This window comes from Streptomyces sp. NPDC041068, assembly GCF_040647455.1.
Lineage (GTDB): Bacteria > Actinomycetota > Actinomycetes > Streptomycetales > Streptomycetaceae > Streptomyces.
In genome coordinates this window covers 260,828-282,950 of sequence record NZ_JBEZCG010000013.1, presented here as the reverse complement: position 1 = coordinate 282,950, position 22,123 = coordinate 260,828, and the positions used below count along the sequence as shown (strand labels likewise).

Genomic DNA, 22,123 nt, shown 5'->3' with positions numbered 1-22,123 from the left:
TCCGCGTGCGTACAGATGTATGTAAGGAGGAGGGGACGGGGGAGGAGGTTGCCGACGCCGTGAAAGAGGGCGACCGGGCGCTGCCGGTGCACCTCGCCGATCTCGCTCTCGTCGACGAGACGGTCGAGTGTGTCAGGACCGCCCGAACCGATGCCGTGGTGAGCCGGTGCATGCCGGGGCTGACCCCGTCCGAGCGGGCCGGCCTGGTCCGGCACTGCGCCGTCGCCCATGCCGCCGTCCTCGTCGGCGCCCCCTCGACGGACGCGCTGCGCGATGCCCTGCGGGCGCGTGGGTTCGAGGCCGGGAAGGCGACACCGAGCGTGATCGTCCGGCGGCGGATCGCCGAACGCCACGGGCGCGCGCCGGACAGCCTGCGGGTGGACATCCTCCGTGTGCCCGTGACCGCCGAGGACGGCACCGCGCGGGCGGTGGAGATCTTCGTCCTCGCGGTGCCGCCGGGCTCGGGCCTCGACGCGGTGGCCGCACGCGAGCGGGCCGCGCGCCACGAGTCGCACCTCGCGTTCGAGGTGGCCGCACCCGACGGCGTGGTCATGGCCGGGCTGTGTACGACGCTGGTCGAGCGTGGAGCGATGGTTCCCGACGGGGGCGGCTACAACCCGCACGAGGACGCGACCGCGCTCTACTTCCGTACCGCGCCCGGCGGAGTCCGTACCGCGCTCGGCGGAGTCCCTACCGTGCCCGCCGGATCCCGCGCCGTGCCCGCCGGATCCCGCGCCGCGCCCGGCGGACCGGTCCCCGCGGGCGCCGCCCCCGCGCGGGCCGAACGCCTCGAACTGCACGCCCGCGGCGACCACCGCCAGGTGCTCGCCGCACACCTGGCGGCGGGACCGAGCCGGGATCCCGCCCGGCGCCTGCTCGAACTGTGCACCGGAGCCTGGACGACCCAGGCGCTCGCCGCCGCCGTACGTCTCGGTCTGCCCGACGCACTGCCGACCGGCGACGAACCCGCGGCGGACGCGGCCCAACTGGCGGCGCGGACCGGCACGGACCGGGACGGGGTGGGGCGCCTCCTGCGGTACCTGGCGAGCATCGGCGTCGTCGCGGCGGACGGCGACCGCTACCGGCTCGGCGACATCGGCGCCGTGCTGCGATCGGACGCGCCGCACTCCATGGCGCCCCTCGCCGAGCTCTACGGCGGCCCCTTCTTCGCCTCGTTCGGCGAGCTGGACCACGCGGTGCGCACCGGAGAGGACGCCTTCAAACACCTCCACGGCGAAGGGCACTTCGCCTACTTCGCCGCCCGCCCGGAACTCGGCACGCTCTTCCAGCGGGCGATGGCTGCGGGCGCCGCGATGTTCGGGCCCGTCGCGGCGGCGGTGTCGGAGTCGGGCGCGCGGGTGGTCGTCGACGTCGCCGGGGGCAACGGCGAACTGCTGGGCCAGGCACTGGCGGCAGGACCTGACCTGCGCGGGGTGCTGCTGGAGCGCGGTCACGTCCTCGACGCGGCGTGCGCACGGCTGACGGAGGCCGGAGTCGCCGACCGCTGCACCCTCGTGGCGGGCGACTTCACGGAGGCGGTGCCGCCCGGCGGCGACGTCTACCTGCTGTCCCGGATCCTGCACGACTGGGACGACGACGCATGCCTGACGATCCTGCGCCGCTGCACCGAGGCCATGCCGTCCGACGCCGAACTCATGCTGGTGGAAAGGCTCTTGCCGCGGGACGGGTGCCCCTCGCTGGCGACCGCGTGGGACCTCCACATGCTGTGCAACGTGGGCGGCAGGGAACGGACCGCGGAGCACTACGAACGACTGCTCGCGACGGCCGGTCTCGCCCTCTCCTCGGTCGTGCCCCTGCCCCTGGACGGGTTCCTGCTGCGGGCGCGGAAGGCCGACGGGCGAGAGGGGTGAGCCGGCGGCGAGCGCGGTGCGCGGGTCGGGCCGGCGCTGGGCGGAGCCGTCGGAGTCGGGCACTGGGCCCGGCCCATCGCGTCGCCCCACTCGTCGAGCATCTCGAACAACGCCTGGTTCAGGCGCGCTTCGCGGGACCGAACTGCCCTACCTCTTCGACGGCATCTCCCTGGAACAGCCTTCGCTAGGGCTTGTCGACGCCTCCGCAGGACGCACGGACCACGAGCGTGGGCCACAACTGCACGCGGTGGACGGGGCGTTCCGTGGGGTCGGCCATGCGGGCCAGGGCCATCTCGGCGGCCAGGGAGCCGAGTCGGCGTTTCTGCGGGCGCACCGCGGTGAGGGGCGGGTCGGAAGCGGCGGCGACGTCGGCGTCGTACGACACGACGGCCAGGTCTCCGGGCACGGTGAGCCCTTGGTCCCTGGCCCGCTCCACCAGGCCCATGGCCTCACTGTCGGAGTGGACGGACAAGGCGGTCGCGCCCGCGTCACGGCAGCGTCGCAGCACGGGGTCGTAGGCCTCGGCCCAGCCTGCCGATCCGTAAGGGGGCACCTCGAACTGGAGGTCGTCGTGGGCGGTGAGCGACAGGGAGTCGATCGTGTCCTGCCGGCCCTCGCGCAGCGCCTGCGTGGTCGGGCTGAAGCGCGCGGTGACGAACGCGATGCGATGGTGTCCGAGCGTGACCAGGTGACGCACCGCCAGTCCGGCACCCAGGCCGTGGGCGGTGGTGGCCGCGTCGAGCGCCAGGGTGGGCAGCGCCGGCGGCGGAAGACGCTGGACGAGTACGACGGGGACGGTCAGGGACCCGAGCCAGCGCAGCAGGTCGAGCCCTGCCTCTCCCGTGGTCGTCGGGGCGATGAGCAGGGTGCGCACTCCGCGGTCGAGGAGAGCGGACACCTGGTGCCGGTCCTCCTGCGCGTCGTAGGCGGAGGCGCGCAGCGCGAGCCTGCCGTCCGCGGCGGCCACGGCCGCTTGGGCGCCCTGGATGACGGCACCGGCCAGTAGAACTCGACGGTGGGCACGACCATGCCGACCAGGGCCTGACCGGGCGGCCGTCCGAAAGGTCGTCGACCTCGGTCCCGCGGTGGTTCAGTTCTCCCTCATGAGCGCGGTGCTCGTCGGCGACACGCTCTGCATCGGTTCGCGCAACCTGGACCCGGTGAAGATCATCGCCCTGCACATGCCGACCGGCAAGGTCGTGGCGCAGACCGCGCTGGGCACCGGGCACTCCGTCCAGGCCCTCGCGGCCGACCCGACCGGCCGGTACCTGTACGCCGGTCTGCTCCAGAAGTCGGAGAGCGCGGCGAACCTCTACCGGTGGGACCTCACGGCGCCCGGCACACCCGCCAAGGCCCTCGGCAGCATCGGGGACCGCGACATACGCGACCTCACCGTGGCGCCGGACGGGTCCGTCTTCGCGGTGGGCAGTGCGGGCGCGGGCGGCCGCGCCCGCACTGTGGGAGTACGACCCGGCGAAGGGCGAGATCGTCGGGCACGGGGTCCCGAGCGCGAACGCGACCACCGCCCAGGCCGTCGCGGCGACGGACACGACCGTCTTCTTCGGCGCGGGCAGCATCCTGCACGGCGGTGGCGGCAAGAGTAAGGCGGCTCTGTACGCGTACGACCGTTCATCCCGCGAGTTCACCCACGTCACGCCCAGTGAACTGCAGCGCGACGCGTCCATCCGTGAACTGGCCGTCGTCGACGACAAGTTGATCGTCGGCACGGCGGGCCACGCGGCCCTCGCGCAGCTGGCTGTCATGGACCTGTCCGATCTCACGGCGTACAGAGTGGCCGAGTCGGACACGGAAGGCGGCGGTTCGCTGTGGACCTACGACCCCCGCACCGAGCGCTTCCGGTGCTACGTCGATCCGATCGACGAAGGGCAGTGCGTCCGCGGCGTGGCCACCAAGGACGGCGTGGCCTACCTCGGCAGTGACAACAACACCGGCGCCGGGCCCAAGGCCACGGCCGTCGCCTTCGACCCGGTGGCGGGCAAGGAGCTGTGGCGCGTCGACCCGCAGCAGTCGGCGGGCGTCGCCGCGCTCGCGATACGAGGACGCCACGTCTACGGAGTCTCCCGCAAGGGCGGTCTCTTCGTCGTCGACATTCCCCGGCGCAAGCTGCTCCACCGGGCGGACATCAGTGCGGTCAGCAACGGCTACGCGGCCATGGTGACCGATCGGGGTGTGGTCTACGGCGTATCCGATACCACCGTCTTCCGCTTCCACCCCAGGACCTTCGCCGTCTCCACGGTCGTCGCCGACATCAACGGCGGTTGGTACAGCGGCTCCCGCCTCACCAACGACGAGTCCGGCCGCCTTTACACCATGCGCGGACGCAACCTCGTCCAGATCACCGACCGCCCAGAGTTCTGATCCCAGGCCTGTACAACTCACCCCCCCCACCCAAGGAGTTCCCCCCATGCGCAAGCCACTGGTCAAACTGTCCGCAGCAGTCTGCCTGGGCGGCACACTGCTGGTGACCGGATACCTCGCACAGGAATCGGGCGCCACGCAGGTGCAGTCCAAGGCCCAGGGAAAGAAGTGCAAGAGCCTGCTCGACGTCGACCACGAGAGCGGCACCCTCGACTCCGGGATCCCGGACCTGACCACCACCCACGCCACGGCGCCGGACGCGTCCGACGTGGTGGACGACGGCGGCTACGTCTCGGACGGGGCGCCGCGCAGCGAGAGCGCCACCGACAAGGTGGAAGCGGCCCGGTTCAACGTGGGCGACGTGCGTCGCTACGAGTTCAGCGTGCTGCTCAAGGACTGGGAGGCGTACGAGGAGGGCGATGCCCTCACGGGCGACATCCTCTTCCAGGGCAAGCCCGCCAACTCCAACCCGCCGTCGTTCTACTTCGGCGCCAAGCGCAACGAGATCATCTTTCGCTCACCGGGCCTGGACCTGCAGTGGCCCGTCGTCGCCGACTAACGCCCGTACATCAACAAGTGGTTGAGGTTCCGCGTCGACGTCCGCTGGGCGGACGACAACACCGGCTCCTACAAGCTCTCCGCCCGGCTTCCGGGACAGAAGGACTTCGAGCTGAAGAAGGCGTACGAGGACATACGGACCTGGCAGCCGAATAATCCGTCCGAGTTCGGATACGTCAAGTGGGGCCTGTACCGGCCCGACTCGACCACCGGGAAGGGCGGCGTGAAGACGCGGATCGCCTACCACGACGACATTCGCATCAGCGCGCTGCCGACGCGGCGGTGACGAACGTGGCGTGGGCCGCGATGACCTTCCAGCCCGTCCGGCCCCGGACCCAGGTCCGGGTGTAGCGGATCCGGGCGGCCAGCGGCTGCCCTCCGACGGAGCCCTCCAGCGTGCCGAGGAACCATGTGACGCCGGTGTACGCGGTGGCCAGCACCTGGAGGTCTTCTTCGTCGAGCCGGGTCAGCACCTGGTGCCCGGTCGCGTGTGCCCGAAGGTCGTCCTGCTTCGAGTGGAGGTTTCCGTCCGGCCCGGTGAACTGCCCCGCGTCGTCGATGAGTTCGTCCAGCACATTGACATCGGAAGCCAACTGTGCGGCTTGGAGGCGTCGTTCGGCCACGCTGAGGCCCGCGGCGTGTTCGTTCTTCGTCGTCATCCCCTCATTGTGAAGGTCGTGTGATCGTCGCGCCCCGGGCTCTGCTGACGGCAGAGCCCGGGGCGCACCCACCCGCTCGCGCCGCCTTCCTGCGCGCCCCGGGAATGTTGAACAGGCCCTGAATTCAGCCTAGTTAGCGGGACCGTACGACTTGAAACCGCCGGTGCCGAGAGCCTCGGGAAATTCCGTCATCACAGGTCACAAGGCATGTCTTCGCCGTCTAGGCAACGCGGGTCGGCATCATTTGGTTGAACCGACTTCAAACCTTGAGCACAAATTGAACACATCCCCTCTCCAGACCGGCCGCGATGGTCTAGATTGACCGTGCTTCGCTTCAGATGGTTGGACACGAGGCGACAAAAAGTGATCTATAGGTCCGGTGCCATGGGGAGCCATGAGTCGCGTCCCCGGTGCCGGACGTGGGGGTGATCAGTTCTCTGGAGCCCGGGAGGGGGCCTTGGGTGCGGGGAGCATCCGAGGATTCGACGGGTTCCCATGCACCTCAAGAGCCTGGCAGGGCATGCCCGTTCGCCGCTGCCAGGGTGAGGTGTGCTCAAACAGCGCTGAAACAGCGAGATGTCGTGCGCGGGAGGCGGGGGCCTCTCGAGGGGAGGAACAGCGCGGCGCGGGGGGCAGGGGAGCCTCCCGGTGGACAAACAGTGTGAGGCGAACTTTTGAACCACTGCCGACCTGGGGGGTCCTGTGCAGCAGGGGGAATTAGTCAACCCGTTTTCGTCGGCGCGTGGGCGCCTGGTGAACGGGACCATCAGCCAGCCCGCGGTCGACTGGGAGCAGCGCTACCGCCGTACCGTGGTCACCAGCGATACCGTGGCCACAGCTTTCGTGGTGGCGTCGATCGGCATCTTCTTCGGGGCCAGGGACGCGGCCAACTGGCATGAGAAGTGGGGAATTCTCGCATTCGGCACCGAGCTCCTGGTGCTGGCTTCGCTCGCGGTGAGCCGCGCCTGGGCTCCGGCCGTGCTCGGTCAGGGCGCCGAGGAGTTCCGTAGGCTCGGACGCTCGCTGTTCACGGCGGCCGTCGTACTTGCCCTCGGAGGGATCGCCCTCACCTCGCGCAACATCAAGCTCTGGATCTTCGTCGCGATACCGGCGATCGCGCTCATCACCATGACCGCGCGGTATCTGCTGCGCCTCTGGCTGCACAAACAGCGCAAGGAAGGACGGTGCTTGAGACCGGTACTCGCCGCCGGGAGCCCCACCACCGTGGTCGACCTGATCACCCGGTCCCGCAAGCTCCCGCACCTCGGCTGGCGAGTGGAGGCGGTGTGCACGGCGGACGGTTTCGGGCTCGACGGTGACCAACTGGACGGAGTGCCTGTCGTCGGCCAACTGGCGGACGTCGCGGGCCACGTCCGCCGCGACGGCTACCGTGTCGTCGCGGTCACCCCGGACCCGCACTGGTCACCGGACCGCTTGCAGCGCCTTGCCTGGAACCTCGAAGGCAGCGATGCCGAGATGGTGGTGGCCCCCGTGCTGATGGAGGTGGCAGGACCGCGGTTGCACGTGGACGCGGTGCTCGGCATCCCACTGCTGCGGGTCAGCATGCCGACCTTCACCGGGGGGCGCCGGGCGATCAAGGGGGTCGTCGACCGGTTGGGCGCGGCGTTCCTGTTGATCCTGTTCGCGCCGTTGATGGTGATCGTCGGGCTGCTCGTCCTCGCGGACAGCCGGGGCGGGGCGTTCTATCGCCAGCGCCGAGTCGGCAAGGACGGCCGCGAGTTCACCATCTTCAAGTTCCGCACCATGGTCGTCGGGGCCGACTTGGCACGTGCCGAGCTCGCCCACCGCAACGAGGGCGCGGGACTGCTGTTCAAGCTCCGCCGGGATCCGCGCGTGACCCGGGTGGGAGCAGTGCTGCGCCGGTACTCGATCGACGAGCTCCCGCAGCTGTTCAACGTACTCACCGGATCGATGTCGCTCGTCGGCCCGCGGCCTCCGCTGCCGGAGGAGTCCGCGGCGTACGGACCGGACATCCGACGGCGGTTGCTGGTCAAGCCGGGCCTCACCGGCCTGTGGCAGATCAGCGGACGCAGTGATCTGCCGTGGGAGGAGGCGGTCCGCCTCGACCTGCGGTACGTGGAGGACTGGTCGCTCGCCCTGGACACAGTGATCTTGTGGAAGACGCTGCGTGCGGTGCTCCAGGGGCAAGGGGCCTACTGAATGCAAGGGGCCCACTGAATGTGTGGGGGGCGTCGTCCGACCGGCGCACGGAAGGCAGGCCGGAAGGGCATGCCTGGGGGGAGGAACGGAATATGAGGGTCAGTGTTTTAGGGCTCGGCTATGTCGGCTGTGTGTCGGCCGCGTGCCTGGCGAGTCTGGGCCACGAGGTCATCGGCGTGGACGTGAACCAGGTGAAGGTCGACCTGGTCAACGACGGCAAGGCGCCGGTGGTCGAGGAGCGGATCGGCGAGCTCGTCGCCGAGGTCGTGCGCAGCGGAGCGCTGCGCGCCACCCGTGACGTCCGCGAGGCGATCATGAACAGCGAGGTGTCGCTGATCTGCGTGGGCACGCCGTCGGAGCCCAACGGCAGCCTGTGCACCACGTACTTGGAGCGGGTCACCGAGGAGATCGGCGCCGCGGTGGCCGAGCGGGGCGGGCGGCAGACCGTCGTGTTCCGCAGCACCATGCTCCCGGGCACCTGCCTGAACCTGCTCGTGCCGATCCTGGAGAAGTACGCGAGCGGCACGGCAGGGGTGGACTTCGGGGTCGCGGTCAACCCGGAGTTCCTGCGCGAGGGCACGAGCGTGCGGGACTTCTTCGACCCGCCCAAGACCGTCATCGGCGAGCTCGACCGGGAGAGCGGCGACGTGGTGGCGGCGCTCTACGAGGGCCTGCCCGGCGAGGTGTTCCGGGTGCCGGTGCCGGCGGCCGAGGCGATCAAGTACGCGGACAACGCGTTCCACGGCCTCAAGATCGGCTTCGCCAACGAACTGGGCGCGGTGTGCCAGGCGCTCGGCGTCGACTCGCACCAGGTGATGGACGTGTTCCTGGCCGACCGCAAGCTGAACATCAGCCCCGCCTATCTGCGGCCCGGCTTCGCCTTCGGCGGCTCCTGCCTGCCCAAGGACCTGCGCAGCCTGGTCCACGCGGCACAGCGGGCAGATGTCTCGGTGCCCATCCTCGCCCATGTGCTGCCCTCCAACGCCGACCACCTGCAGCGCGCGGTGGACCTGGTCGAGCGCACCGGCAAGCGCCGGGTGGGACTGTTCGGCCTGTCCTTCAAACCCGGCACCGACGACCTCCGCGAGAGCCCGCTCGTCGAGCTGGCCGAGCGGCTCTTCGGCAAGGGGTACGACCTGAAGATCTACGACGCCAACGTGAGCCTCTCCCGGCTGCTCGGCGCCAACCGCGAGTACATCGAGACCCGCCTTCCGCACCTCGGGCAGCTGCTCGCGGACTCCGTCGACGAGGTGCTCGACCACGCCGAGGTGTGCCTGGTCGGCACCAAGGATCCGGCCGTCCTCTCGGCGCTGCCCCATGGCGAAGAACCGGTGATCGTCGACCTCATCCGCCTTCCCGACGCCGAGGCGCGTCGGACCGAATCGGGGTACGTGGGCCTTGCTTGGTAACACATCGTTCGGTGACACAGCCGGCGGCGGCCGACGGGGCCGCCGCGCGCTGATCCTGGTGGAGAACCTGTCGGTGCCGTTCGACCGACGGGTGTGGCAGGAGTGCACGACGCTGCGCGACGGGGGCTGGGAGGTCCACGTCATCTGTCCCCGCGGGGAGAAGCGGGACACGGAGCCGGAAGCGGTGATCGACGGGGTGCGGATCCACCGCTACCCGTTGCGCGCGGCCACCGGAGGGCCCGCGGGCTATCTGCGGGAGTACGGATCGGCTCTGTGGCACACGGCCCGTCTCGTCCGCAAGGTCGGCCCGGTGCACGTGGTCCACGCCTGCAATCCGCCCGACCTGCTGTTCCTGCCCGCACGGTGGCTGACACGGCGCGGCGCGCGGTTCGTCTTCGACCAGCACGACCTGGTGCCCGAGCTGTACCTCTCCCGGTTCGACCGGGGCAAGGACCTGCTCTACCGCGCCGTGTGCGCGCTGGAACGGCGGACCTACCGGGCCGCGGACATCGTGCTCGCCACGAACGAGAGCTACCGGGACGTCGCGGTGCGACGCGGCGGCAAGCGGCCGGAGGACGTCTTCGTGGTGCGCAGCGCACCCGACATCGACCGGTTCCACCCGGTGCCGCCCGAGCCGGAGTTGAAGCGCGGCAAGCCCCATCTGCTGTGCTATCTCGGCGTGATGGGGCCGCAGGACGGCGTCGACTACGCCTTGCGGGCCCTCGCGAAGCTGCGCGACGAGGACGGGCGGACCGACTGGCACGCGGTGTTCGTCGGCGCGGGCGACGCCTTCGACGACATGGTGAAGCTGTCCCGGCAGCTCGGGCTCAGTGAGCAGGTGCAGTTCACCGGGCGCATCCCGGACGCCGACCTGGTGCGCTACCTGTCCACCGCGGACGTGTGCCTCTCGCCCGACCCGCGCAATCCGCTCAACGACGTGTCGACCATGAACAAGGTCCTCGAGTACATGGTGATGGGCCGGCCGATCGTCTCGTTCGACCTCCGGGAGGCAAGGGTCTCCGCAGGTGACGCCGCCGTCTACGCGCCCGCCAACGATGAGGCCGAATTCGCCGGTCTCATCGCGCGGTTGCTGGACGATCCTGAGGAGCGGGCCCGCATGGGCAAGGTGGGTCAGGAGCGGATCAGCGGTCAGCTCTCCTGGCGGAACTCGCAGGCGTCGCTGCTCGCTGCCTACGCCGCCGCCTGCCGTGACCGTGCTCGGGTGCCGGCAGGTGACCCGGTCCGGGCACAGAGGAGGCAGCGGCGTTGAGTGATGACGCAATACGCCTGGTCACGATCGGGCGGATCTTCCGTCGGCGCTGGCGGCTTCTCGCCATCGTCGCCGTGGTGGGGGCACTTGTGGGCTATGGAACCTCTCTGCTGTTCCCGCCGAGCTACACGACGTCGACCTCTGTACTCCTCGCGGGGCAGTGGGAGGAGCGCGAGCTGCTGACCCAGGCCGAGATCGCGGCCAGTTCGGCGGTGGTCGACCGCGCGGCCGACACGCTCGACTGGAGCGGTGTCAGCGGCAGCGAGCTGAAGGACAGAGTGAGCGCCGAGGCCGCGGACGGGAACATCATCAAGATCTCGGGGACGGCCGAGACCCCGGAGCGCGCGCAGCGGCTCTCGGACCAGGTGGCCGAGCAGTTCGTCACCTTCGCCGCGCGGATCGCGGGCGACAACCCCGACGCCGACGCGGCGGAGGGGCCCGAGGAGCTGCGGGAGAAGGTGGCGCAGACCAACCGTCGCATCAGCGACCTGGCCAAGGCGGCCGATCCGGGCCGGACCGTCGAGAGCGTGCAGGCCCGTACCGAGCTCGAGAAGCTGCGCACCGCGCTGCAGAGCGCCATGAAGAAGCTGGACGAGGCCGACCCGGCGAGCAACAAGGCCAACATGGTCGTCATGGGCCCCGCGGCCCGGCCGACCGGCGAGGCGCCGCCGACGCGGATGCAACTCGTCGTCGCCGGCGCGCTGTTGTTCTTCCTGTGCGCGGTCATCGGCCATCTCGCCACGGCACGGGCGAGCCGCCGGCTGCGGACCGAGCCGGAGATCGCCGCGGCGCTCGGCTCGACGCTCCTCGGCACGGTCGACGTGCCCGGGGAACGGCCCGGCTACCGGCCGAGGGGCCTCGGCCCGCGGGCCTGGCTCCGCCGGCTGCTCGGGCTCGACACCCGGTGGGACGTACCGACCCCGCGGATGTCGGGTGACGAGGCCGACACACGGATCCGCTACCGGCGGGTGTGTGCCCGCCTCCGGGCGAAGCTGCCGGCCCCCCGGCGCCTGCTCGTGGTCGTACCGGAGGGCGACGAGATCGCCCGCCGGGCCGCGGGGCAGCTCGTCGCCGAGGCCGAGAGCGACCCGCTGCTGCGGGTGGTGGGGGTCTCGGTGTGCCGGCCCCTGGTGCCGGACCGCGGCACCGAGTCGGGCGTCCTGGTCGTGCTCAGCGCGGGCAGTTGGACGGCGGGGGAGCTGGCCGGCATCGCCGAGGCGTGCGCGGACGGCAGACATGAGGTCGTCGGCATCGTCCTGGCCGGTGCGGTCCGGGCCCGTCCGACGCGGCACGCCGGTCAGCCGGCGCCGCACGCCACACCGGTTCTCGCGGTGGGCGACGACGCGAGGGGAGGTTCGCTGTGACGACGTACGAGACGACGGACAAGACGTCGGAGTCGTCGGGCGCCACCCCGCTCTTCGACCTGCACGCGCTGGTGGCGGCGGTGCGCAGGCGTCGCCGCCTGTGGTGCTCCCTGGCCCTCCTCGGATTCCTGGTCGGCGCCGCGGTGGCGGTCCTGATGCCGCCGCCGCCGAGCGCGGCCACCAAGATCCTTGTGGCGCACGAGGACGACCAGCCGAACGACACCGGAACGCTGATCCGCACCGACGTCGAGCTGCTCGGGACCACACGGATCGCCGAGAAGGCCCTGCAGTCCCTCAAGTCCCCGGAAAAGCCCGAGGACTTCATGCAGGACTACCGGGGCACCGGCCTGACCAACAACCTGCTGCAGATCGATGTGACGGCCGACAGCGAACAGGACGCGGTGGCCCGCGCCAAGGCGCTGGCCGACGCGTTCGTCGCGGACCACGTGAAGCGGATGCGGGATGCCGCGAAGGCCGAGGCCAAGGCCCTGGTCGACCAGCGCGACCGCATGCGGAAGGAACTCGCCGAGGTCAACAGGACGATCGGCGACCGCTCGCCGGAGACCAGCGACCCGAAGGAGTCGGCGAGCATCGAGACGCTCTTCGCCCGCCGGGCCGAACTCAACTCGCGGATCGCCGACTTCGACCAGCGCGCCGAGGAGGCGCGCATCGGCACGCCCAAGCTCATCGCGGGCACCCAGATCGTGGACGCCCCGCGGGCGGTGCGGCACTCCTTGCCCAAGACCGCGGGCACCAACGCCGGGATCGGTCTCGTCCTCGGCCTGGTCCTCGGGCTCGCGGTGGCCGCGGTCGGCGCGGTGGTGGCGGACCGCCCCGTGCTGCGCCGCGAGATCGCGGCGCACCTGGGCGCCTCGGTCATCGCGGAGCTGCGCCGTCTGCCCCGCAGGCCGATCCTGCCGTGGCGGCTGCGGCGGACCCGGGTGGCACGCGAACGGCTCACCACGACCCTGGTCCGCACCGTGCGCGGCTCATCGCAACCGGTGTCGCTGCTCGAACTGGGCTGTGCGCACAGCACGGGCGTGATCGCCCTGAACGTCGCGAGGGCGCTGGCGACGGAGGAGCCGGTCGTCGTCATCGACGGTCTGCCGGGACTCCGGCTCGCCGACCGCAGAAGTCCGGGAGACCCGGACGTGGTCAGCGGCGAGCGTGCCGCCGCCGTGCCGCGTCAGATGCGCAGGATCGGCGTCGGCTCGGTCGCGCCCGGCACGGCGTGGACCGACCTCCAGTACCTCGGTGGTCAGACCGTGCTCGTCGTGCGTGCCGGGCACGGCAGCGCCGCATGGCTGCACACCGTGGCGCGGCAGCTCGCGGACCAGCGCATTCCGGTGATCGGTGTGGTGCTGATCGACCCCGATCCGCGGGATCGGACCGACGGCACGCTGTGGGACGGGCTGCACATCGCGCTGCGGGGCCACAGCGAGCGCCTCGCCCGGCAGAACGAAGGGGGTACCTCCCACGTCGCTGAGGCAGTGGGGGAGGGCCAGCTGAGGACGGAGCGGCCGTCATGGGCCGTACGCGTCCCGGACACCGACCAGGAGGCACGGTAAGACGTGTGTGGCATCGCAGGCACCTACCGGTGGCCGGACGGGAAGGTCGTGACCGACCGGCTCACCGACACCCTCGCCCATCGTGGTCCGGACGGGGCGGGCCGGTACAGCCATCCCGCCGGTGACGGCGAAGTGCACCTGGGGCACCGCCGGTTGGCCATCATCGACCTGTCCGAGACCGGCGCCCAGCCGATGGTCTCGGGCGGCCTCTCCCTCACGTACAACGGCGAGCTGTACAACGCGCCCGAGCTGCGGGCCGAGTTGGCGGCCGCCGGAGTGCGCTTTCGCGGTACCTCGGACACCGAGGTGCTGCTGGAGGCCTGGCGGCGCTGGGGCACCGACTGTCTGCCCCGGCTGCGCGGCATGTTCGCGTTCGGGATCTTCGACGAGCGCACCGGTGAACTGGTGCTCGCCCGTGACCAGTTGGGCATCAAGCCGCTGTTCCTGCTCCGGCGGGGCGAGGGTCTGGTGTTCGCCTCCGAGCTCAAGGCGCTCGCCACCGCGACCGGCGGTCGTCTGGAGGTGGACCACGCGGCCCTGGTGGCCTCGCTCCTCTACTACTGGGTGCCGGACTCGCGGTGCGCCTTCCGCGAGGCGGAGAAGCTGCCGCCGGGGAGCTGGCTGCGGTGCAGGCCGGACGGCCGGGTGGAGCGCGGCCGGTACTGGAACCTCCGGGACGTCGCCCATGAGGCCCGGGGCGCCGAGCAGCCGGACCTGGCCGCCGTCGTCGAGGAGTCGACCCGGCAGCACCTCCTGTCCGACGTACCCGTGGCGACCTTTCTCTCCGGCGGCCTCGACTCCAGCTATCTGACCGCGCTCGCGGCCCGCCACCGGCCCGGGATCTCCGCTTACACGATCGGATTCCGCGCCGAGGACGCCAAGTTCGAGGCGATGCCGGACGACCTGCGCTATGCCCGGCAGGTGGCCGAGCGGTTCGGTGTCGACCTGCACGAGATCGAGATCGCGCCGAACGTGCTCGACCTGCTGCCGCAGATGACGTACAGCCTGGACGAGCCGATCGGCGACCCGGCGGCGATCAACACGTATCTGATCTGCCAGGCCGCCCGGGAGGCCGGGGTCAAGGTGATGCTCTCGGGGATGGGCGCCGACGAGCTGTTCGCCGGGTACCGCAAGCACCTGGCCAACCTGATCGCGCTGCGCTACCAGCGCGTTCCGCGGCCCCTGCGGCGCGGCATCGCGGCGACCGTGGACCGGCTGCCGGTGGCCTCGGCCCGCCGGGGGTACCGGTCGGTGCGCTTCGCGAAGCGGTTCCTGTCCTTCGCGGAGCTGCCGGAGGAGACCGCGTTCCGGCGCAGCTACACCATGTACGACCAGGAGGAACTGCTCGCCCTTGTCTCCCCGGACCTGGCCGGGGCGGTCGACGACGTGCTGGCCGAACACGCGGACGTCTACGAGGACAACGACCTCGACGACTTCGTGAACCGCATGTGCCTGGGCGACGCCCGGATGTTCCTTCCGGGTCTGAACCTCACGTACACGGACCGCTCCAGCATGGCCGCCTCGACCGAGGTGCGGGTGCCGTACGTGGACGTCGAGGTGGTGAAGGCGGCGTTCGCGGTGCCCGGCGATCGCAAGATCGTCGGACGGCAGGGCAAGGCCGTCCTCAAGGAGGCGGCCACCTCGATCCTGCCCAAGGAGATCGTGTACCGGCCCAAGGGCCTGTTCAGCGCCCCGCTGCGGGCCTGGATGAGCCGGGATCTCGCGCCACTGGTGCGCGAGGTGGTCAACGACGGCGTGCTCGTGAGTTCGGGGCTCCTGCGCCGCGACGCGCTGGCGCGCATGGTCGCGGAGGACGCCGCCGGGCAGCGGGACTTCTCCAAGCATCTGTGGCATGTGCTGACCCTTGAGTACTGGTATCGCGACGCGACCTCTGGGTCCGGTCAGAGCACTCGGTTAACGGCTTAGGAATTCAGAGGAGTTCGGGTGAAGCAGGTTGTACAGAACTACAAGAGCGGCGAGCTGGCGGTGCTCGACGTTCCGGTGCCGGGGTGCAAGCCGGGTGGTGTCCTCGTCAGGACCGCCTACTCGCTGATATCCACCGGGACCGAGCTCATGAAGGTGTCCGAGGCCGGGATGTCGATGGTGGGCAAGGCCCGCTCCCGCCCGGACCAGGTGGCCAAGGTCATGCAGAGCGTGGCCACCAACGGGGTGCCCGCCACCTACCGCAAGGTGATGGGCAAGCTGGACTCCTACACGCCGCTCGGCTATTCGCTGTGCGGGGTGGTCGAGCAGGTCGGCGCCGGGATCGAGGATGTCGCGGTCGGCGACCTCGTGGCCTGCGCGGGCAATGAGCACGCGTTGCACGCCGAGGTGAACTGGGTGCCGCAGAACCTCTACACCCCGGTGCCGGACGGTCTCGCGGCGCGGCACGCGGCCTTCGGCACCGTCGGGTCGATCGCGATGCAGGGGGTCCGCCAGGGCGAGCCCCAGCTCGGCGAGGTGGCCCTCGTCATCGGCCTCGGCCTGATCGGCCAGCTGGTGGTGCAGCTGCTCACCGCCTCGGGAGTCCGCGTCGTCGGCGTCGACCCCGACCCGGTGCGCTGCGAGCTCGCCGAGCGCCTGGGCGCCGTGGCCTGCGGTGATCCCGACTCCGCGGCCGTGGAGGCCTCCGTCGCCGAGCTCACCGGCGGCCACGGCGTGGACCAGGTGTACCTGGCCGCCGGCGGCGGCAGCAACCAACCCGTCGAGCTTGCGGCCAAGTTGAGCCGGGACCGCGGCCGGGTCGTCGACATCGGAAAGTGCCGCCTGGACCTGCCGTGGAACGCGTACTACGAGAAGGAGCTCGACGTCCGGTTCTCCCGCAGCTACGGCCCCGGGCGCTACGACCCGGAGTACGAGCTGGAGGGGCGCGACTACCCGATCGGCTACGTCCGCTGGACCGAGCGCCGCAACCTGGCGTGCTTCCTCGATCTCGTCGCCCGCGGCCGCGTCGACGTGGACCCCCTGATCTCCCACGTCGCCGACTTCGACGACGCCGTCAAGACGTACCAGAGCCTGAAGGACGGCGAGTTGAAGGCCGTCGCCGTGCTCTTCCGGTACCCCGAGCACACGGCCGGGGCCGAGGCCCCGGCCGTGGCCGTGCCCGCGGTGAACGTGCGGGCGTCCACTCCTGCCCGCTCCGTCACGTCGCCGGTGCGCCTCGCGTTCATCGGCGCGGGGAACTACGCGACGTCGATGCTGCTGCCGCACCTGGCGCAGCGCGACGGCGTCGAGTTGTCCACGGTCGTGACCACCACGGCGCTCTCCGGGGTCAACGCGAAGCGGAAGTTCGGCTTCGCCGAGGCCAGCACCGATCTGGACGCCGTGCTCGGCGACAAGTCCGTCGACGCGGTGTTCGTGGTCACCCGGCACAGCTCGCACGCCGAACTGACCCGCAAGGCGCTCCTCGCCGGCAAGGCGGTGTTCGTGGAGAAGCCCCTGGCCCTCACCGAGGACGAACTGGCGGGCGTGCTCGCGGCGGTGGAGGAGTCCGGCAACGACCGGCTTCAGGTGGGCTTCAACCGCCGGTTCGCTCCTCTGCTGCAGGACGCCAAGAAGCAGTTCGGCGCCCGGACCGGTCCGGCGAGCCTGCGCTACCTGGTCAACGCGGGCCGGCTGCAGCACGGCAGCTGGTACCTCCAACAGGGCACCGAGGGAACGCGGTTCGCCGGCGAGGGCGGGCACTTCATCGACACGGCGAGCTGGCTCCTGGGCGCCGACCCGGTCTCGGTGTACGCGGTCGCCGCACCCGGCAACGAGGACCTCCAGGTCCTGCTGCGCTACCCGGACGGGTCCACCGCCACCATCAGCTACGTCACCACCGGGTCGCCCGGCTTTCCCAAGGAGACGCTCGACCTGGTCGCGGACGGCAAGGTGCTGCGGCTCGACGACTTCGTGCGCGCTTCGGTGTACGGGCGCAAGAAGTGGGTCAGTTCGCGGCTGCCCAAGGCCAGGGACAAGGGCCAGAACGCCGAACTGGCCGCGTTCGTCAAGGCCGTGCGGACCGGCGGCCCCATGCCCGTGCCGCTGGACTCGCTGGTCGCCACCACCGCTGCCACGCTCGCCGTGCGGACCGGCCTGGCCGGCGGCGCGCCCGTGACGTTGGAGCGGGCGCGATGACCGTGAGCTCGGGGAGTGCGGGCTGGTACCTGCGGCGGTTGTCCCGGATGGGGCCGCAGGAGGTCGGCGGCCGGGTGGGCGACGCGGTGCGCAGGCGGCGTTGGCGGTCGGCGCCGCCGGACTGCCCGAGCGTGACCGGCGCCCGGTTCACCGCGGTGCTGTCCGCCGAGACGTTCGCGGCGGTGCCCGCGGACGCCGCGAAACGCCTGATCGCAGAGGCGGACCGGCTGATGGCCGGGCACGCCGAGTTCTTCGGGGTGGAACGCGACGACCTGGTCGACCCGGACTGGTGGTACGACCCGAAGACCGGGCGCAGGGCACCATGGGGCTACGCCTTCGACGTGCCGTACCGCAACGAGGACGCGGTCGGGGACATCAAGCAGATCTGGGAGCTGTCCCGGCACCAGTACCTCACCGTGCTCGCCGCCGCCTACGCGATCACCGGCCACGAGCGGTACGCCGAGCGCGTGGCCGAGCACCTGCGGCTGTGGTGGGCGGCCAACGCCCCGCTGCGCGGCGTGCACTGGACCAGCGGCATCGAGCTGGGGATCCGGCTCCTGTCCTGGGTGTGGATCCGCCGTCTCCTCGACGGCTGGCCGGGAGCGGCCGGTCTCTTCGAGGGCAACCCGGTGGCGCTGAACCAGATCTGGCACCACCAGCGCTGGCTCGCCGCCTTCCCCAGCCGGGGGTCCTCGGCGAACAACCACATCGTCGCCGAGGCGGCCGGGCAGTTCGCCGCGTCCTGCGCGTTCGGCTGGTTCCCCTCGTCCGCGCGCTGGCGGGCCGGTGCGCTCAAGTCGCTCGAGCGGCATCTGCGGAGCAACACCTTCGAGTCGGGCCTCAACCGCGAACTGGCCACCGAGTACCACGGACTCGTCCTCGAGCTCGGCCTGGCCGCGGTGGCCGAGGCGGACGCCGCGGGTGTGTCGGTCCCCGTGTCGATCCGGCGGGTGCTGCTGCGCATGACGGACGCGCTCGCGGCGATCGTGGACGACCGCTTGCGGCCGCCGCGCCAGGGGGATTCGGACGACGGGCACGGTCTGATCGTGGACGGTGCGGGCACCGACCGCTGGGCCTCGCTCCTCGCCACCGGGGACGCCGTGTTCGGCCGGCTCGACTGGTGGCCCGAGGTGACCGGCACCGACGTGCGCACCCCGCTGCTCGCCGCGCTCGTCCGGCCGTACGCGAAGCACGGCACCGCACCGGCCGTGTCCCGCCCGGCCAGCAGGCCGGGCCACTTCGCCGACGCGGGCATGACCATCCTGCGCGGCCCGGAGGGAATCTGGTGCCGCTGCGACGGCGGTCCGCACGGCTTCCTCTCCATCGCCGCGCACGCCCACGCGGACGCGCTGTCCGTCGAGGTCCGGCACGACGGGGTCGACGTGCTCGCCGACCCGGGTACGTACTGCTACCACGGGCAGCCCGAGTGGCGGCAGTACTTCCGGTCGACCCTCGGCCACAACACCCTGCAGTTGGACGGCGACGACCAGTCCGTCTCCGGCGGCCCGTTCCTGTGGACCCGGCACGCCCGCAGTCGCGTCCTGGTCGCGGACGCGGCCGACGTCTCCGACGGGGGGACGGCCCGCTGGTGCGCCGAGCACGACGGCTACCAGCGTTCCGTGCACCGCCGCCGGGTGGAGCTGACCGCCACGAACCAGGAGCTGCGCGTGGTCGACGAGGTGCGGGGCCCGCGCAGGGCCGTGCGCCTGGCGTTCCACCTCGGCCCCGCGATCGCCGCGGACCTGGTGGGGAACTGGGCGGTCCTCACCTGGACGCGGGACGGCGAGGACCGTTCCGCGGTGCTCGACCTGCCCGGGCAACTGTCCTGGCAGGCACATCGCGGCGAGAGCGACCCGCCGCTCGGCTGGTACTCCGCGGGCTTCGGGCGCAAGGAACCCGCCACCACGCTCGTCGGCACCGGTTTCGCCGACGGCGCGGAGGGGTTCACCACCGTACTCAGGTTCTGCGGCTAGGGAGGGCGTGTGGGGATCAAGTGGCGGCACTGGACGTTGCCGGCGGCACCGCTGGCGCTGGTCCTGCTGGCGGCGACCGGCTGTGACAGCGCGCCGGACGACGCGCGGCCGAAGTCGGACGCCGCGCCGTCCAGGTCCGTGGCCCGGGTGTGCGCCAAGCCGGCGGCCGGTCCCGCGAAGGCGCCGGAGGGTGCGGTGACGGTCGACCCGGCGGTGGTCGGCGACCTGGCCGCGAAGACCAAGAGCAACCCTGCGAACACCACGTTCTGGCTCCGTCCCGGCAAGCACAGGCTCGATCCGAACCGCTACTCCCAGGTCGTCCCCAAGAAGGGGAACCGCTACCTCGGCGCGCCCGGCGCGGTCTTCGACGGCGGGAAGAAGAACCAGTACGCGTTCGGCGGTGCCGCCCCCGACGTCACGATCAGCCACCTGACCGTGCAGCGTTTCGTCGCGCCGCACGACCAGGGCGTGGTCAACCACGACTCGGCCGACGGTTGGGTGATCGAGCACGCGACGATCCAGCACAACTCCGCCGCCGGGCTGATGGCCGGCGCTCGCCAGCGGGTCCGCGCCAACTGCCTGCGTGCCAACGGCCAGTACGGCATGAACGCGTACAAGGCCAAGGGCCGTATCCGCGACCTGGTGGTCGAGGGCAACGAGATCGTGGGCAACAACACCGGCGACTGGGAGCGCAAGCGGAAGGGCTGCGGCTGCACCGGAGGCATCAAGTTCTGGGCCGTCAACGGCGCCGACGTGCGCGGCAATTGGGTGCACGACAACCGCGGAACCGGGCTGTGGGCGGACACCAACAACAACGACTTCCGCATCGAGGGCAACCTGATCGAGGCCAACGACGGTGCCGCGCTGATCTACGAGACGAGCTACAACGCGGTCATCCGGAAGAACACGATCCGGAAGAACAACTGGGTCGAGGGCCGCAGGGAGGCCGAGAGCGGCGACAACTTCCCGTTCGCCACGATCTATCTGTCCGAGTCAGGCGGCGAACCGCGGATCCGCGCCCGCACGGACAAGATCGACGTCGACCGGAACGTCCTGGAGAACAACTGGTCCGGGATCACCCTGTGGGAGAACGCCGACCGGTTCTGCAACAGCCCGGCCAACACCTCGACCGGTGACTGCACATTGCTGGTGAAGAAGGCCGACCGCTGCGCGCGGCCGAAGATCGCCACCGCGCCGCTCTACGCCGACTGCCGGTGGAAGACCCAGCGGGTGGACATCCACGACAACCGCTTCGTCCTGGACAAGTCCGTCGTCGAGTGCACGTCGCGATGCGACCGCATGGCGGTCCTCGCCAACTACGGAACCTATCCGGAATGGTCGCCCTACCAGGGCGAGCGGGTGGCCGACGCGATCACCCGCAAGCAGGACAACCGCTGGCACGACAACGTCTACCTCGGCCCGTGGAAGTTCGTGGCCCACAACCCGAGCAAGGTGCTCGACTTCGGGGAGTGGCAGGGCACGCCGTACCGGCAGGACAAGGGCAGCACCTTCCGCGCACGGGACGGTGGCTGAGATGGGCGCGCACCGCACGTCGAAGATCGTCGGGACGGTCTGGGGGCTGCTCGTCCTCAACACGCTCGGCTCCGCCGGGGCGAAGACGATCATCCCGTTGCCCCGCTCGCTCATCCAGATGGTCACGATGGGCGCGCTGGTCGCCGCGTTCGCGCTGGCCCTCGCCGTCAATCTGCGGCTGCGCATCCGCCCCAGTGCCTTCGTGTTCCTGCTCACCCTGCTGATCGTGCCCAGCGTGATCGCCAGCGCGGGTCTGGAGTCCGGGTTGGGCGCGCTGTTCCGCTGCGGACGTCTCGCTCTCTTCGTCGCCACGCTGTGGCTGCTCAGCCGCTGGTGGGACGGCAGCCTGACGTTCGTCAGGCACCACATCCGGATGTACTTCGTGGTGCTCGGCTCTGTGGTCGCGGGCCTTGCCATCTCGCCGGGCGCCGCCAGGCCCGAGCTCTACGGCGGGCGTCTTGTCGGCGCGTTGTGGCCGCTCACCCCGCCGCAGATCGGGCAGTACGCCGCGGTGATCATCGGGCTCACCGTGCTGCTCGTCCTCGGCCGCAGGATCGACAGGGCCGGCGCGGCGGTGGTCATCGTGCCGTCCCTCGTCCTGCTCGCGCTGACCCATACCCGGACGGCCACGCTCGGTCTGCTCCTGGGCCTCGCGGTGGCGATCGGCTCGCTCGTCCTGACCAGCGCCGCCGCCCGCCGGTTCTTCGCCTGGGCGGTGCTGATCGCCACGGTGGCCGCGGTGGGGTTCGCCTCCGCGCTGCAGGCGTGGTTCCTGCGCGGACAGACCGAGGAAGGGCTGTCCAGCCTCACCGGTCGGGCCAAGGTATGGGACGCGCTGCTCACCGCTCCCCGGACGACTTCTGAGCAGGTGTTCGGCATGGGCCTGGGCGACAAGTCGTTCGGCGGTCTTCCGATCGACAACAGCTGGCTGGCCGTCTACCACGAGCAGGGCCTGATCGGCTCCGCCATCGTGGCGACGATCCTCCTCGTGCTCGGCGGCGTCGCGTTGCTGCGGCCGCCGTCGCTGCAGCGGGCCTGCGCGATCTTCCTGATCAGCTACTGCGCGATCGCCTCGTACACCGAGGCGGGTCTCGGCGACGCCTCGCCGTATCTGCTGCACCTGGCCGTGGCCGCCTCGCTCCTCGCGGTACCCGCCGCTGCGACCACCCCCGTCCCGACGCCCGAAGCCCCTCGACGACGTGTCCCGCGATGGGCCCGGAGATCGGAGATGACCTGAGC

General features: G+C 71.0%; 16 protein-coding genes. 14 read left to right on the top strand and 2 right to left on the bottom strand.

From position 1 onward, the window contains the following. The first annotated feature begins 59 nt into the window (after positions 1–59). A complete protein-coding gene (locus AB0B50_RS29465) occupies positions 60–1,871 on the top strand; it encodes a methyltransferase (protein WP_362338464.1) in 1,812 nt (603 codons plus the stop codon). Between the two features lie 184 nt (positions 1,872–2,055). Here AB0B50_RS29465 and AB0B50_RS29460 read toward each other — a convergent pair whose 3' ends face one another. Further along, entirely contained in the window at positions 2,056–2,838 is a 783-nt protein-coding gene (locus tag AB0B50_RS29460) for a substrate-binding domain-containing protein (protein ID WP_362338461.1), read from the bottom strand. Positions 2,839–3,299: 461 nt separating this feature from the next. On the opposite strand from AB0B50_RS29460, the gene AB0B50_RS29455 reads away from it, so the two are divergent. The 3 genes from AB0B50_RS29455 to AB0B50_RS29445 are packed head-to-tail and all read left to right on the top strand — an operon-like array spanning position 3,300 to position 5,094. Then, positions 3,300–4,250: a hypothetical protein gene (locus AB0B50_RS29455; protein ID WP_362338459.1), complete on the top strand. Its 951-nt coding sequence runs from the start codon at positions 3,300–3,302 to the stop codon at positions 4,248–4,250. Positions 4,251–4,296: 46 nt separating this feature from the next. Continuing rightward, on the top strand, positions 4,297–4,809 hold the full coding sequence (locus AB0B50_RS29450) for a hypothetical protein (protein WP_362338456.1): 513 nt from the start codon (positions 4,297–4,299) through the stop codon (positions 4,807–4,809). Positions 4,810–4,830: 21 nt separating this feature from the next. Beyond that, positions 4,831–5,094: a hypothetical protein gene (locus AB0B50_RS29445; RefSeq protein WP_362338453.1), complete on the top strand. Its 264-nt coding sequence runs from the start codon at positions 4,831–4,833 to the stop codon at positions 5,092–5,094. Here the strand turns inward: AB0B50_RS29445 and AB0B50_RS29440 are convergent. Then, positions 5,069–5,467: a nuclear transport factor 2 family protein gene (locus tag AB0B50_RS29440; protein WP_362338451.1), complete on the bottom strand. Its 399-nt coding sequence runs from the start codon at positions 5,465–5,467 to the stop codon at positions 5,069–5,071. The genes AB0B50_RS29445 and AB0B50_RS29440 overlap by 26 nt on opposite strands. A gap of 702 nt (positions 5,468–6,169) precedes the next feature. Here AB0B50_RS29440 and AB0B50_RS29435 point away from each other — a divergent pair. From AB0B50_RS29435 to AB0B50_RS29390, 10 genes are all read left to right on the top strand, one after another. Continuing rightward, positions 6,170–7,648 carry a sugar transferase gene (locus AB0B50_RS29435; protein ID WP_362338448.1) on the top strand — a complete coding sequence of 493 codons (1,479 nt, stop codon included), beginning with the start codon at positions 6,170–6,172 and terminating at the stop codon, positions 7,646–7,648. A gap of 92 nt (positions 7,649–7,740) precedes the next feature. Then, the gene (locus AB0B50_RS29430; protein ID WP_362338445.1) at positions 7,741–9,057 is read left to right on the top strand and encodes a nucleotide sugar dehydrogenase; all 1,317 of its coding nucleotides are present in this window, start codon (positions 7,741–7,743) and stop codon (positions 9,055–9,057) included. Further along, on the top strand, positions 9,047–10,327 hold the full coding sequence (locus AB0B50_RS29425; protein WP_362338442.1) for a glycosyltransferase family 4 protein: 1,281 nt from the start codon (positions 9,047–9,049) through the stop codon (positions 10,325–10,327). Before AB0B50_RS29430 ends, AB0B50_RS29425 begins: the two co-directional genes overlap by 11 nt. Next, positions 10,324–11,691, top strand: coding sequence for a Wzz/FepE/Etk N-terminal domain-containing protein (locus tag AB0B50_RS29420; RefSeq protein ID WP_362338439.1), 1,368 nt, complete (start codon positions 10,324–10,326; stop codon positions 11,689–11,691). The genes AB0B50_RS29425 and AB0B50_RS29420 overlap by 4 nt, the downstream gene beginning before the upstream one ends. Further along, entirely contained in the window at positions 11,688–13,259 is a 1,572-nt protein-coding gene (locus AB0B50_RS29415) for a Wzz/FepE/Etk N-terminal domain-containing protein (protein ID WP_362338436.1), read from the top strand. Before AB0B50_RS29420 ends, AB0B50_RS29415 begins: the two co-directional genes overlap by 4 nt. A gap of 3 nt (positions 13,260–13,262) precedes the next feature. Then, positions 13,263–15,185 (top strand): asparagine synthase (glutamine-hydrolyzing), encoded by a 1,923-nt coding sequence (asnB, locus tag AB0B50_RS29410; RefSeq protein WP_362338433.1) that lies wholly within the window; start codon positions 13,263–13,265, stop codon positions 15,183–15,185. Between the two features lie 18 nt (positions 15,186–15,203). Beyond that, the gene (locus AB0B50_RS29405) at positions 15,204–17,378 is read left to right on the top strand and encodes a bi-domain-containing oxidoreductase (protein WP_362338430.1); all 2,175 of its coding nucleotides are present in this window, start codon (positions 15,204–15,206) and stop codon (positions 17,376–17,378) included. After that, the gene (locus AB0B50_RS29400) at positions 17,375–19,351 is read left to right on the top strand and encodes an alginate lyase family protein (RefSeq protein ID WP_362338427.1); all 1,977 of its coding nucleotides are present in this window, start codon (positions 17,375–17,377) and stop codon (positions 19,349–19,351) included. Before AB0B50_RS29405 ends, AB0B50_RS29400 begins: the two co-directional genes overlap by 4 nt. A 9-nt stretch (positions 19,352–19,360) precedes the next feature. Continuing rightward, a complete protein-coding gene (locus tag AB0B50_RS29395) occupies positions 19,361–20,884 on the top strand; it encodes a right-handed parallel beta-helix repeat-containing protein (protein ID WP_362338425.1) in 1,524 nt (507 codons plus the stop codon). A 1-nt stretch (position 20,885) separates the two neighbouring features. Further along, on the top strand, positions 20,886–22,121 hold the full coding sequence (locus tag AB0B50_RS29390; protein WP_362338422.1) for an O-antigen ligase domain-containing protein: 1,236 nt from the start codon (positions 20,886–20,888) through the stop codon (positions 22,119–22,121). The last annotated feature ends 2 nt before the right edge of the window (positions 22,122–22,123 follow it).